Raw genomic sequence first — 14,784 nt, forward strand, 5'->3', positions numbered from 1 at the left:
GGACTAATGAATTTAAAAGATACAATGTTAAGTGTAGAACTTGTTATAGAGACGAATGAAGTACCTTTAATTGTAGGTGAGAGTGGTATTGGAAAAACAGCCCTGGCGAAAACACTTTCAAAGAATAAAGGTTGGAGCCTGGTTATTATAGATGGTAACCTTTTAAAAGAAGGAGAAATAGGAGGGCTTCCAACAGTTGAGGATTATAGTTTTAAAGATATAAGTGGCAGGTCAGTTCGATCAAAAAATACAGTTTATGCGGTTCACACAAAACTACAGGAGATAGATAAATTAATAAATGATGGAAAAGAAGTGTTTTTATTTATTGATGAAATAAATCGTTGTGAGCACACAGTGCAACAGGAGCTTATGAACCTAATATTAAATAGAGAGATAAATGGATATAAGCTAGATAATAGAGTGAAAATATTAGCAGCAATGAATCCTTCTAGCAAGTATGGTGAAGATTTTGATTATCAAGTAGTTGATATGGATGCCGCGCAAGAAAATAGATTTGTTTTATTACATATGGAGTGTGACTCAAAAGCTTGGATTTCATGGGCTATAGAAAACAATCTAGAGCAAAAGGTTGTAGAATTCATATCTACATTTCCAGAATATCTACTAAACAATCAAAAAGATGAGCAAATAAGAGCTACACCTAGAAGTTACGAGCGGGTTTCTAAAGTTTATAAAAAATACAAGGATAATAAAGATACGATTCCTAAAAGAATATTTCTTAATATAATAAAAGGAAATTTAGGTAATAGAATAGCGAATGAGTTTATGTCATTTACCCAGGAAGATAATGAGCCTCTAATTTCTTTTGATGATGTGTTTGCAGGTGAGGTATTATCACAAGAAATAATTGTTAAGGTGAAAAATGAAACCCATACTAGACTATATTTAACAGCAAAAAACATCATTTATACATTAGATAATAAAGTGATTCTAGACAGTGATATAAAGAGATTTATAGAATTATTGGGTATTTATCCAGTAGATTTAGGCGTAGGAATTATGCAGGATATTAAAGAAAGTAGTAATAATGTTTATAAACTGTGTTTGGAAAATGAAGCCTTCGTTGAAATGTATTTTAAGGCCTATAATCAAATAAAAGGCTAGGTGAAATTATGGGAAAAAAATTTGAAATCCTTAAAAGTGAACTTTATGATGAAATTTCTAATGTGAAAAGTATAAGGGATATGCCAAGCAATTTTTCGAAGGAGTTCTTGAAGCTCGTTACAATGGTTAATTTTATGTTAATAGAGGATAAGGACAATTTTTATGGATATTTTCTGCTTCAAATGTCTAGAGAGGTAAAATATGATATAAGCTCTCCAACGGCTGTGAACTTTAAATTATCTAGATATGTTATTTATTTTAATCCTTATATTTTTTTAAACCTTACAGCAGAACAGATGAAAAGCAGTATAAAACATGAGATTTATCACATATTATCATTTCATTTAAAACGTGCAAGAGGCCTTAAAACAAAATATAGCACCTTAGCTATTAATATGGCTATGGATATAGTGGTAAATCAATATTTAGAGTATCTTCCACCATTTTCTATAACAATAGACAGTATAAATTCAAAGTATAGATTAAATCTTAAGCAATATATGGGCATGGAATATTATGCAAAAGAGATTCAGAAAGCTTTGAATCTATTAGAGGAAGATGATGAAAATCAAGAGGATGACTCTAAGGATAAGCATATAGAAAAAGAATATGATGCTAGTAAAACTCATGACTTATGGGAAGAATCTATAGAAGTAGACGAGGAAACTCTCGAAAATTTTACGCAGAAATATGCGCTACTATCAGAGAAAGGCAAAGTACCTCTTTATCTAGAGGGGATTTTGAAGGGACTTTCGAGCGAAAAAGGTGAAATTCCTTGGAATTTATATTTGAAAAAGATTATGGGAACATTAGAAAGTGATAAAAAAAAGACTGTTGCAAGAAGAAGTAGGCGACAACCTAACAGATTAGATCTAAGAGGAGAACTTCGGGGGCATACTGCTAGAATTACATTGGCTATAGATGTAAGCGGTAGTATAAGTGATGAGGAGTTTAAGGGAGCAATAAAAGAAGTTTTTAATATAGTGAAAACTTATAAACATGAAATAACCTTGATTGAATGTGATACGAAAATAAGGCAGGTATACAAGGTAAAATCAATTAATAGTGTAAGAGAGCGATGTACTAGTCGTGGTGGTACAAAATTTACACCTGTGTTTAAGTATGTAAATAGTACGGATACTAATATACTAATATATTTCACAGACGGAAAAGGTGAAGAAAAATTAGAGGTATTACCAAAGGGTTATAAAACATTGTGGGTTATATCAGGACGTGGTGATAAACTGTCATTAAAAGAACCTTTTGGGATTATTAAAAAACTAAAGCCTGTAGAGATAATAGAAGATACGGAGGAAAGATTAGATGTAATGGTTGATGGATTTTCTGCGAATAGTCATGAACCAATTTACTAGAGACGATTATGCAAAGTTAAGAGCCGATACATTAGAAGCTGTAAATTACTACAGCCCCTTAGCCTTAAAGTTATTTGATATATTCAAGAGCAGATATTTGACATAGCGCTACTAAATGGAATTTGTATTTGGTAAAACCACTTGTACCCTCTGCTAGAAGTGCCGTGCCTAGTCCAGTTGCAATAATTGGTTTGGCCGAAGCATTTATTAAATTCTCGTGTGTTGTACTAGTAATCTTTCCAATATTTCCGCCAGGCTCTATTATTTTCCTTAACGTGTCTATACAACATTCATCGTCTTTTGTTTCCTCTAATGCTTTAATAATTTGTGCTATATTATCTTTATTATCAGTTTCGAATCTAATGTCTTCTATAGCGCATAATGAGATTATGGTGTTTCCAAAGAGAACAAGTGAATTTGTTACTCCCGTTGAAACACTACTAGATGATGGAACGGCATTTTCAGTTCCATTTGCTGTTATTTGAACCTTTATTTTTAAATTTTGTAATTGTTGCAATACAACATTTAATGCTTTTATGCAACAGTAACAACAACAGTTGCTCATGAAAATCACCCTTTTTTAATATATTATAGAATCTGTTATAGAATCTATTATAGAAAACAGGAATATAGTATAAGTATATTTAACTGTATATCTATATAGTTCTGATAATAGTATAGTTTTTATTCCCTAAAGGGTGACAGAAACAAAGGAAAATGATATTAGAGTTTGAAATGTGAGGGTTTATGTATTTATTATGCAAAATGCAAGAGCTTTATGTTATTATGAAAGATATAATTAAAGTTGTTACTTAAAAAAATTAATTAATAAATAAGTTAAAGGCGGATATATATGAGAAATTTAAAGATGATATTAGAATTCGATGGAAGTAGATATAAAGGATGGCAAAAACAACCGGATAATGATTTAACAGTTGAAGGTAAAATTGAAAGTGCTTTATCTAAAATGGTAGGGGAAACTATAGAGGTTACAGGTTGCGCTAGAACAGATATAGGTGTGCATGCAGAGAGCTATGTGGCGAATTTCCATACCGAGTGTGATTTAAGTATGGAAGCTATTATGGATTATCTTAATGGAGAATTACCCAATGATATAGTGGTGAAGTCTATAGAGCGCGCAAGTGAAAAATTTAATTCAGGATATAATATAAAATCAATTACTTATGTGTATAAAATAAGTAATAGTGAATTAAGAAATGTGTTTAATAGAAAATATGTTTATAACTCTGAGAGAATACTTAATTTAGAAGAAATGAGAAATACTGCAGAATATTTAGTGGGGACTCATGACTTTGCGTATTTAGCTACGGCACCTACAAACATTAAGTCTACTATAAGAACTATTAATTATATTAATATAATAGAATTAGAAAAAGATATGATTGAGATAGAAATTAGTGCTGATGAATTCCTCTGGAATATGGTAAGAATTATTGTGGGTAGTATTTTAGAAGTAGGTAAAGGAAATATAAAACCGATTGATGTTGAAAATTTATTAATTGAAACAGAAGCATCAGCATATATACCAATGGCTAAAGCTAAAGGATTGGCGTTAAGAAGCGTTGAATACTAAAATTCTCCTACGTGCTTTGTATAAGAACTAAAAACTAGAAATTCAATTAACAAATTCTAATCTTTTGATTATATAAAATTCTCTAACACTCACATTCGGCGTCCTGCCTCAGGTTCGCTAGCCTGACCTCCTGTCAGACTTACGAGGATTTTATATTCTCAAAAGAAGAATTTATAAATTGAATTTCAATAGTTTTGTCGTTTCTTATTCCAAGTCATTTCGGAGATATATTATATATTAACAAGTTTGATAATTTCATAATGAGAGAACCTTGAGGTTATAATTGAAATTTTCACCTCCAATATATTTAATATGAGAAAGCCGGTAGAGTTAAACAATATGAGTGTTAGAGTAGCATCATTATAGGTGAATAGAAAAAAGATAATACTAAGGAGTTATTCCTAAGGTGTTATCTTTTTTTCTGTTTGATGTACTAATTAAGCTGAACATAATTAGAGAGATTTGCATATTCTGAGTTTAGAGGATTAAGATTGGAGCTTAAAAAAAGTAATTTTAGAATGAAAAGTATGAATTAAAGGCTTGAAAATGTTTACAGTATATAGCTGTAAACCCTTTGATAGACAGACATTAACGTGTGTCTATTTATTTTTTAAATACATATTGACATAAGATATTTATGGGATTATAATATATTTCGTAAGCTAAATATACGTACACGAAACAATTGTATACGAAATATATTCAAGGTGGTGATTAAGTGGAAACATTGAATGAAAGTATAGAAGTTGCAAGACTTTTTCAAGAGGTTATGCAGTTATTTAAACATAGCATGACTAAAGTATTGTGTGATACAGGTATGTCTGCGCCTCAAGGAATGGTTTTAGGACTTTTAAGTAAAAAAAAGAAGATGAAGATAACTGAACTTAGCAATGAGCTTTGTCTATCAAATAGTACAGTTTCTGGAATTATAGACAGGCTTGAAAAGCAGAAAATGGTAGTGCGCGAAAGAAGTGAGAAGGACAAGAGAGTAGTTTATGTAAGTATAGCGCCAAATTTTGAAGACATGCATAAAACTTTCCATAAACAGTTTGAAAAAAATCTTGCAGACGTAATGAGTAAAGGAAATGCACAGGAGATTCATAAAATATTTGAGGGCTTAGACGTACTAAAAAAACTTCTAAAAGACCAAGAAAAATAAAACAATAACAATGAATGGAGATGATACTTTTGATTAAATTATTTAGATTTCTTAAACAATACACAATACACATAATTGCAATAGTTATATTAATTTTTATTCAGGTACTTGCGAATCTTTATTTGCCAACATTAATGGCAGATATAATAGATAAAGGTATAGTTCAAAAAAATGTAGTTCAAAACATTTCATTCCTAGGATATAGTGGAACTTATAAAGGGACAGATTATATTATGAGAATAGGTGCTATTATGCTGATAATTTCAGCGGGTGGGGTTATATGTTCAATTATAGCGGCATTCCTATCCTCAAAGACTTCTGTTGGACTTGGTAGAATTGTTCGTAATAAATTATTTGCTAAAGTCGAAGGTTTTTCGCTACATGAGTTTGATAAGGTTGGTACAGCTACTCTTATAACAAGGACTACGAATGATGTTACTCAGGTTCAAACAGCAACCGTAATGATTTTTTCAATCATGCTTTTTGCACCTTTAACTGCCATAGGTGGTATTGTTATGGCTTTAAGAGAAGACGCAACTTTAACTTGGATTTTTGCAATTGTAATTCCGCTTCTTGGAATTATAATTGGAATAACTCTTAAATTCGCTATGCCGTTATTTAAATTAATGCAAGTTAAAATAGATAAATTAAATCTTGTACTTCGTGAATCACTTACTGGTATTAGAGTTGTACGTGCATTCAATCGTATAAATACTGAAAAGGTCAGATTTGATGATGCTAACACTGATCTTATGAATAATGCTGTAAAAGTAAATAAAATTATGGCTTTTTTATTGCCAATAATGATGTTTATCATGAACGTTACAACAGTTGCTATTATTTGGTTTGGTGCTAAAAGAATAGATACTATGGATATGGAAGTTGGTTCATTAATAGCATTTATACAATATGGAATGCAAATCTTATTCGGATTCTTAATGCTTGCTATGGTATTTATAATGATACCGAGGGCACAAGCATCTGCAATAAGAATAAATGAAGTATTAGAGATGCAGCCGGAAATCATTGATCCAAAGAATACTAAATTAGCTGACACAAAAAGTGGATATGTTGATTTTAAGGATGTAACATTTAGCTACCCAGGAGCAGACCAGCCAGCTATTAGTAATATAACATTTAGTGCAAGGCCAGGCGAAACAACAGCTATTATTGGTGGTACTGGTTCTGGTAAATCAACTCTTATAAACTTAATACCACGTTTTTATGATGTTACTAGTGGGAAAGTATTAGTTGATGGGGTAGATGTTCGCGAAATGTCTCAGGAAAGCCTAAGATCTAAAATAGGTTTTGTTCCTCAAAATACTGTACTCTTTACTGGAACTATTGCAGAAAATATTAAATATGGTAAGGATAATGCTACGATAGAGGAAATTAAACATGCAGCTACAGTAGCACAAGCGACTGACTTTATTAATGGAATGAAAGAAGGGTATGATCACCATATTGCCCAAGGTGGTACAAATGTTTCAGGTGGACAAAAACAACGTTTATCTATAGCTCGTGCTTTAGTTAGGCAACCAGAAATATATATATTTGATGATAGTTTTTCAGCACTTGATTTTAAAACTGATGCAAAATTACGCGCAGCACTTAAAAAAGAAACATCAAAGTCTACAGTAATAATTATTGCCCAAAGAGTTGCGACAGTTATGGATGCAGATAGAATTATAGTAATAGATGATGGATTAATTGCAGGTATGGGAACTCACAAGGAACTTTTAACTAGTTGTAAGATATATCATGAAATTGTATCTTCACAGCTTTCAGAGGAGGAATTATCATGAGTGAAAAAAAAGGAAATAACGGACAAAGAGGGGGCATGGGTGGTGGACCAATGGGATCTTTTGCAGGGCCTAAAGTAAAAGCCAAAGACTTCAAAGGTACATTGAAAAGGCTTCTAAGTTACTTGAAACCACAAAGAACCAATTTTATATTAGTTTTTATATTTGCAATCTTCAGTACAGTTTTTACAATAGTAGGACCTAAAATTTCAGGAAAAGCTATAACTAGATTAGTTGAAGGTATGATGAATAAATATGGATTGCTTCAGTTGCATGCTCAGCAAGATAAAATAGCAGCTGTGATAAAAGCTAATCCAGGGGCCGCAAACAGTCCTAAAGTAATAGGTGGTCTTGACCAAATTAAGGCTGGAATTTCTAAAATAATGGATATAAATGGTGGAAAAATAGATTTCACATATATTCGAAACATTATTCTTTTATTACTTGGGTTATATGTAATAAGTACAATTTTTGGATTCCTTCAACAATATATAATGGCTGAAGTTGCACAAAAAACTGTATATAATTTACGTAAAGAAGTTGAAGATAAGTTATCTAGATTGCCACTTAAATTCTTTGATTCAAAAACTCATGGTGAGATATTAAGTCGTGTAACAAACGATGTTGATAATATATCAACAACGCTTCAACAAAGTCTTACTCAGCTTATTACGTCTATTGTAACAATCATTGGTATTGTTGTTATGATGCTTACAATAAGCCCTCTAATGACATTAGTTGTAATTTTAACATTACCATTATATATTGTTGTGACAGCTTTTGTAGCAAAGCGATCTCAAAAATATTTTGCGACGCAACAAAAGGAAATTGGAGAACTTAATGGTCATGTTGAAGAGATGTATACTGGTCATAAAATTGTTAAATCTTTTGGACATGAGAAAGACTCAGTACAAGAGTTTAGAAATATTAATGACAGGTTATACAATGCAGGCTGGAAAGCTCAGTTTATATCTGGGGTAATAATGCCTATGATGAGATTTGTTAGTAATATAGGTTATGTAGTAGTTTGTGTTGTTGGTGGATATTTAGCAACACAAGGAAAAATTACAATAGGTAATATTCAAGCCTTTATTCAATACTCTAATCAATTTACTCAGCCAATAGTTCAAACTGCAAATATTGCTAATATTATTCAATCAACAGTAGCATCTGCTGAACGTATTTTTGAATTATTAGATGAAGTTGAAGAGATTGAAGAAACTGCGGACTCTAAGGTAATTGAACTTCCAAAGGGCGAAGTTAAGTTTGAACATGTTGATTTTAGTTACAAAAAAGAGGAAGCACTTATTAAAGATATGAATATAGATGTAAAGAGGGGTCATACAATTGCAATTGTTGGACCAACTGGTGCTGGTAAAACTACACTTGTTAACCTGCTTATGAGGTTCTATGAGATAGATGCTGGTAAAATTTCTATTGATGGAGTTGACATAAGAGATATAAAACGTGGAGAGTTACGAAGTATGTTTGGTATGGTACTTCAAGATACTTGGTTATTTAATGGTACTATAATGGAGAACATTGCTTATGGTAGAGAGGGAGCAACAGATGAAGAAGCTATGCAGGCAGCAAGAGCAGCTCATGCACATCACTTTATTAAGACTCTTCCTGATGGTTATAATACAATATTAAATGAAGAAGCTTCTAATATATCACAAGGACAAAAACAGCTTCTTACTATAGCAAGGGCAATACTTGCAAATCCAACTATTATGATACTAGATGAGGCTACAAGTAGTGTAGATTCAAGGACAGAAGTCTATATACAAAGAGCTATGACGGAACTTATGCAAAATAGAACAAGTTTTGTAATTGCACATAGACTCTCTACAATTAAAGATGCAGAGTTAATTTTAGTTATGGATAAAGGAAGTATTATTGAGACGGGGAGTCATAATGAACTTCTTGCTCAAAACGGATTTTATGCAGATCTTTATAATAGCCAGTTTGCTGGTGCAAACTTAGATAATGAAGTAATGTAAATAGACAAAAATAAAATTTTAAATATCTTATAGAAGAGACTTTTCAAATATCTTTTTTATAAGATATTTTTTTATTTATAAGATAAATAAGATAAATAAGAATTAATTATATAAGAAAGAAAGCTATTCTTAAAATTCGGGCTGTATTTATAGGGTAATAGTTGTTATTATAAAACAATAAAAACGCTTGTATATGACAATTTCATTATATTCTTTATACGCAGAGTTTGACGAAAGTTGCGATTGAATTATAGTATTAAAATACTGAAACTAAAAGGAAATTATGTATACTTGTAGAAATATATATATACTAAGGATAAATAGAGTTATGTTATTATTAAAATCATTATTTAAATCATTTTAAAAAGGGGATATGCATTATGAAAAATATAATGCCAAGTATAGGGTTGGATTATAGCGATGATAATGTCAATAAAATTGAATATATAGAAAAATATAATTTGGAAAAAGAATTAAATGAAAGAATTACAAAGCTTGAAGATGAACTTCAATATACTAAGGAATGTCTTCAATCATCAAATGAAGAACATCTTGTTTACAATGAAGAATTAATGAGTGCAAACGAAGAATTTAAATCAATAAATGATGAATTACTAAGAATTAATACACAGTATCAATATAAAAATCAAGAGTTAAAAGATTTATATAATGATATGACCAACTATTTAAACAGTACAGATATTGGAACTATTTTTCTTGATGATAATTTATGTGTAAGAAAATTTACACCAAGAATTACTAAAGAGATAAATCTTAAGGTTCAGGATATTGGTCGTCCCATGCATGATATATCAAACAATCTTATCAATGATGACTTAAATATTGCCGTATTTGAAGTACTTAATAGTCATAAGTTATATGAGAAGGAAATTGAAAGTAAAAATGGAAGTTGGTATTTATTGAAATGTGCACCATACTGTACAACTGAAAATTCAATTAAAGGGGTAGTCATATCTCTTGTAGATATAACAAACAAGAAATTACTAGATGAAACAATTGTATCGGAGAATTTAAAGACAGAGTTTTTTAGTAATCTGTCTCATGAACTGAGAACTCCTCTAAATATAATTATATGTACCTTGCAGCTTTTGGATACATATATAAAGAATGGTGAACTTGAAGATAAAGAAAGGAAGTTTCAAAAGTATAGTGGCATAATGAAACAAAATTGTTATAGGCAATTAAGACTGGTAAATAATATAATTGATATTACAAAACTTGATGCAGGCTTTTTTGATCTAAATTTACAGAACTGTAATATAGTAAATATTGTTGAGAGTGTTACTATGTCAGTAGCAGAATATATTAAGACTAAATCTATTAAATTAGTTTTTGATACAGATATAGAGGATTGCATAATGGCTTGCGATCCAGAAAAGATTGAAAGAGTGTTACTAAATCTACTTTCCAATTCAATAAAGTTCACAAGGCCAGGTGGAAGTATGAGTGTGAATATGTATGATAAAGGTAAAAACATTATAATATCTATAAAAGATACTGGCATAGGCATTCCAAAGGATAAGTTGAATATTATTTTTGATAGATTTAGACAGGTAGATAGGTCACTTACACGAAAACAGGAAGGCAGTGGTATAGGTCTTTCCATAGTAAAATCCCTTGTGGAGTTACATGGGGGTACAATTTCAGTAGTCAGTGAATATGGAAGGGGAACAGAGTTTATTATTGTACTTCCAATAAGAGCACTTTCTAAAGAAAATGAGTTATGTGGAGTGTTCGAGGCTGAACAACAAGAAAGGATTGAGAGAATACATATTGAGTTCTCTGATATCTACTCATTAAATTAGACAGACATATGTGCATGTCATTAAAATATATTAAAGACTATTATATTCTGGTTATAAATAATTTGGTATAATAAGATATAATAATGTGTACATAAATCTGATAATGGAGGGCTATTATGAAACAGAACAAGAACAGTGATACAAAAGTAGGGATTGAAAATTATGGTAGTAATGCTACTAAAATAGATACATCAAAAACAAATTTTTCAATTGTTGGCATAGGGGCATCTGCAGGAGGGTTGGAGGCTTTGTCAGTTTTCCTTCGTAATGTACCTGAAAATAGCGGATTGGCCTATGTTATAATACAGCACATGGAGAAGAATAGTAAGGATATTTTGGTGGATTTACTTCAGAGTGACACTAATATGAAAGTTGTACAGGCCTATGAGAACATATCTGTTCAGCCAGGAGAGGTCTATATAATTCCACCAAACAAGGACATGACTATTAAGGATAATGTGATACATATTTCTGATTATATGCATACTCATACTCTACATTTTCCTATAGATTTGTTTTTTCGATCACTTGCCAGTGACAAGGGGAATAGGAGTATTGGTGTTATACTCTCAGGTATGGGTAGTGACGGTACAGTGGGGATTAGAGAAATCAAGGAAAAAGGAGGCGGTGTCTTTATTCAAGAACCGTCCTCTGCTAAATATGATGATATGCCTCGTAACGCTATTAAGACAGAATTAGCAGACGTTATATCCACCGTAGAGATAATGCCTTCAAAAATTATTTGCTATATTGAACACAAGCAAAACATGGTTGTGGTTGACAAGGACCAGACAGATAAACAAAAGGGTTACTTTGACAATATTATAGCCATGTTACGATCACATACAGGTCATGATTTTTCTTCATATAAAAAGAATACTATACAGCGTAGGATTGAGAGGTGTATGGGAATTCACCAATTTGATGATATAGCTACATATGTGAGTTTTTTAAAGAAAAATCCTCATGAATTGGAATTGTTATTTAAAGAATTTTTAATTGGAGTTACCAATTTCTTTCGTGAACCTATGGAGTGGGAATTGCTAAAAGACAAAGTTATACCGGCTCTCTTAGTTCAACGTTCACCAACTGATACGGTTAGAATTTGGATATCTGGCTGTTCTACTGGCGAAGAAGCTTACTCTTTAGCAATTGTCTTTAAAGAGGTGATAAACCAATTAAAGCCTTTCAAAGACTTTTCTATTCAGATTTTTGCTACGGATCTAGACTCTGAAGCTATTGATAAAGCACGGGAGGGAGTTTTCTTTGCGAATATTACAAAAGATATGTCAAGCGTTCGCCTGAATAAGTATTTCGTTAAGGTGGATCGTGGTTATCAAGTTATTAAGGAAATTCGTGATATGGTCATTTTTGCTCAGCAAAATATGATTAAGGACCCTCCATTTACAAAGGTTGATATAATGATTTGTAGGAATCTACTTATATATTTGACTCCAGAAATTCAGAAAAAGCTTATTCCTCTTTTTCATTACAGTCTTAATAGTGGTGGATTTTTATTTTTAGGAAGTGCAGAGTCGGTGGCGAACTTTACCGATCTTTTTAAACCACTTGATCTTAAATCGCAAATTTATCAAAGGCTTAGGCCTTTAATTCAGAAGGAGCCCATAGAATTTCCTAACTCATTTGCACCATATCAACCGGAAGCGAACCAGCCGTCGGAAGAGGTTCAAAACATGCAGTCGATGGCAGATAAACTGGTTTTAAAGTATTATTCACCGGCTGCAGTACTTGTTGATGGCAAAGGCGATATCCTCTACATTACTGGGCGAACGGGTAAATACCTGGAACCAGCTGCCGGTAAGGTTAATTGGAATATTTTTGCCATGGCACGTGAAGGGTTAAACTATAAACTGAATGACGTTTTTTACAAGGCTGTTAGGGGAAAAGAAGTGGTTACTTCAAAGAGCGCTGTTGTGCTAAATGAAGGTGGAGAGATTAGGGTAGATATCACAGTAAATCCACTCAAAGAGCCAGAGACTTTGCGAGGGATGGTAATGATTGTTTTTACAGACGTAGCAATACCTACTGTATGCGAAAAAACAAGTACAAATGGACAAATCCCTTTCAGTAATAAGCGTGAGGGTGAACTGGAGCAGGAGCTACTACAAGCTCGACAAATGTGGCAAGCTACCAGTGCAGAAATGCAAATATCCCAAGAAGAATTCAAATCAAGTAATGAGGAATTGCAATCATGCAACGAAGAACTTCAGTCGACGAACGAGGAGCTTACTACAACCAAGGAAGAAGTACAGTCTTCAAACGAAGAGCTGAAGACAATCAATTATGAACTACGGGACAAATTAGATGGTCTATCACTTGTCACAAACGATATGAAAAATTTGATGGATAGCACGAAGATTGCCACCTTATTTTTGGATAATGAGTTACTTGTTAAACGCTTTACAAGTCAAATGTCTGTAGTCTCAAGGCTTATATCCAGTGACGTTGGAAGGCCAGTTACTGACATCGCGTCAGATCTTATTTATCCTGAACTGACGGAGGATGTTAAGCGGGTGCAGCGTACGCTGATTACAGTTGAGAAACAGGTCATGTCTCGCGATGGTAGTTGGTTTAATGCATGCATTTTGCCTTATCATACATTGGAGGATAAAATCGATGGTGTAGTCATCACTTTTGTAAATATCACTAAATCCAAAACCTTAGAGGCGGATCTTAACAAATCAAAAGTGGTTTTGCAAAAGCATATTGAAGATCAAGATGGTGAGTTGTTACTGCTAAAGGATAGATCAACTGATGAAGTACAACAAGGCCATAACGAAGTTGCTGCATCTACTGATAAGCCACAGTAAGTTATAAATATTTCATCTCTCAAGGTATAAATATAAGTAGTTTTACACATAGTAATAACAATATTTATAAGTGAGAGGTGAATTTATTGGATATAATTTCATTAATGAAAAAAGTTAAGAAGAGAGAAGATGTTGTAGATATACAGGAGGCATTTAATATATATAGTCTTCTAAGAGCAAGATATGTCAGTACTCAAACAGTTCAATTATTTAAGAACTTTGTTCATGATGTAGATTGGGAAGTAATTCTAGGTGGATTTCAGAAAAACTTTGAAAATCAAATAAACAATTTAGAGAAATTAGGAGAAAAGTTTCGTATAATAATGCCAAACAGACCTCCGGTAGATGTGAAGTTTGCAACCCGGCTTAATGATATAACGGATGATTATATATATAAAAAGATATACCATGATCTTGTGGCGCAGCTTATGTCCCTTAGCCATGCGGTTCGTTCAACCAGTACGAATGATAATTTAAGAAATATTATCATAGAAGATTTAAAAATTCATTTTCAGGATTTTGATACCCTTTATAAGTTTGGTAAATTGAAAGGGTGGGAAGAGACATACCCTACTTACAAAACTGCTACTGTTCAGGAAAAAGAACAACTTTCTACGTCAGAGGCGTTTCATATTTGGGATCATATTGTCATGAGGTATGAACAAATTGAACTCATTAGCATATTTTCAAGTTTTGCTCATGATACTGAGTTTAAAGTAATACTTGAACATGGGTTATATATTTATAATAAGCAGGTTAATAAGCTTGAAAAGTTAGCGCTAAAGCTTAACATACCGTTGCCCAATAGATCGGCACTACCAGTATCGAGTCCCATAGATCCTGAAATGATTACGGATAAATTTATGTACAGAATTATTTTAAGTTGGCAATTATCTGCATTAGATGCTCACCTTAGAGCAATAATTGAGACTATTAGGAACGAACCATTGCGTAAGTTATGGACTGATATGCTTGATGCTGAACTCTCGTATTATGACAAATATCTTAAGTATGGAAAAATGAAAGGCTGGACAAGGATAGTCCCAATATATGGGGAACCAGTTACATAAA

The 14,784-nt window shown here is 32.2% G+C and carries 10 protein-coding genes; 9 read left to right on the forward strand and 1 reads right to left on the reverse strand.

From position 1 onward, the window contains the following. Positions 1-6 precede the first annotated feature (6 nt). Both KPL37_RS12580 and KPL37_RS12585 read left to right on the forward strand, forming a co-directional pair. The gene (locus tag KPL37_RS12580; protein WP_216149883.1) at positions 7-1,125 is read left to right on the forward strand and encodes an ATP-binding protein; all 1,119 of its coding nucleotides are present in this window, start codon (positions 7-9) and stop codon (positions 1,123-1,125) included. An 8-nt stretch (positions 1,126-1,133) separates the two neighbouring features. After that, positions 1,134-2,498 (forward strand): vWA domain-containing protein, encoded by a 1,365-nt coding sequence (locus tag KPL37_RS12585; protein ID WP_216149885.1) that lies wholly within the window; start codon positions 1,134-1,136, stop codon positions 2,496-2,498. Positions 2,499-2,568: 70 nt separating this feature from the next. Here the strand turns inward: KPL37_RS12585 and KPL37_RS12590 are convergent, their stop codons facing one another. Then, positions 2,569-3,063 (reverse strand): hypothetical protein, encoded by a 495-nt coding sequence (locus KPL37_RS12590; protein WP_216149887.1) that lies wholly within the window; start codon positions 3,061-3,063, stop codon positions 2,569-2,571. A gap of 288 nt (positions 3,064-3,351) precedes the next feature. On the opposite strand from KPL37_RS12590, the gene truA reads away from it, so the two are divergent. The 7 genes from truA to KPL37_RS12625 all read left to right on the forward strand — a co-directional run bounded on the left by truA (position 3,352) and on the right by KPL37_RS12625 (position 14,783). Next, positions 3,352-4,092, forward strand: a complete 741-nt coding sequence (gene truA, locus KPL37_RS12595) for a tRNA pseudouridine(38-40) synthase TruA (protein ID WP_216149889.1) — start codon at positions 3,352-3,354, stop codon at positions 4,090-4,092. A 718-nt stretch (positions 4,093-4,810) separates the two neighbouring features. Beyond that, positions 4,811-5,251: a MarR family winged helix-turn-helix transcriptional regulator gene (locus KPL37_RS12600; protein WP_216149891.1), complete on the forward strand. Its 441-nt coding sequence runs from the start codon at positions 4,811-4,813 to the stop codon at positions 5,249-5,251. A gap of 29 nt (positions 5,252-5,280) precedes the next feature. Next, entirely contained in the window at positions 5,281-7,056 is a 1,776-nt protein-coding gene (locus KPL37_RS12605) for an ABC transporter ATP-binding protein (RefSeq protein ID WP_216149893.1), read from the forward strand. Then, the gene (locus tag KPL37_RS12610) at positions 7,053-9,056 is read left to right on the forward strand and encodes an ABC transporter ATP-binding protein (RefSeq protein WP_216149895.1); all 2,004 of its coding nucleotides are present in this window, start codon (positions 7,053-7,055) and stop codon (positions 9,054-9,056) included. Before KPL37_RS12605 ends, KPL37_RS12610 begins: the two co-directional genes overlap by 4 nt. Before the next feature lie 380 nt (positions 9,057-9,436). Then, complete coding sequence (locus tag KPL37_RS12615) at positions 9,437-10,882, forward strand: ATP-binding protein (RefSeq protein WP_216149897.1); 1,446 nt, start codon at positions 9,437-9,439, stop codon at positions 10,880-10,882. Between the two features lie 116 nt (positions 10,883-10,998). Beyond that, entirely contained in the window at positions 10,999-13,713 is a 2,715-nt protein-coding gene (locus KPL37_RS12620; protein ID WP_216149899.1) for a chemotaxis protein CheB, read from the forward strand. 104 nt (positions 13,714-13,817) lie between these two features. Further along, positions 13,818-14,783 carry a DUF3231 family protein gene (locus tag KPL37_RS12625; protein WP_216149901.1) on the forward strand — a complete coding sequence of 322 codons (966 nt, stop codon included), beginning with the start codon at positions 13,818-13,820 and terminating at the stop codon, positions 14,781-14,783. Position 14,784 lies beyond the last annotated feature (1 nt).

The organism is Clostridium frigoris, from assembly GCF_018861865.1.
Classification (GTDB): Bacteria; Bacillota; Clostridia; order Clostridiales; family Clostridiaceae; genus Clostridium_AD; species Clostridium_AD frigoris.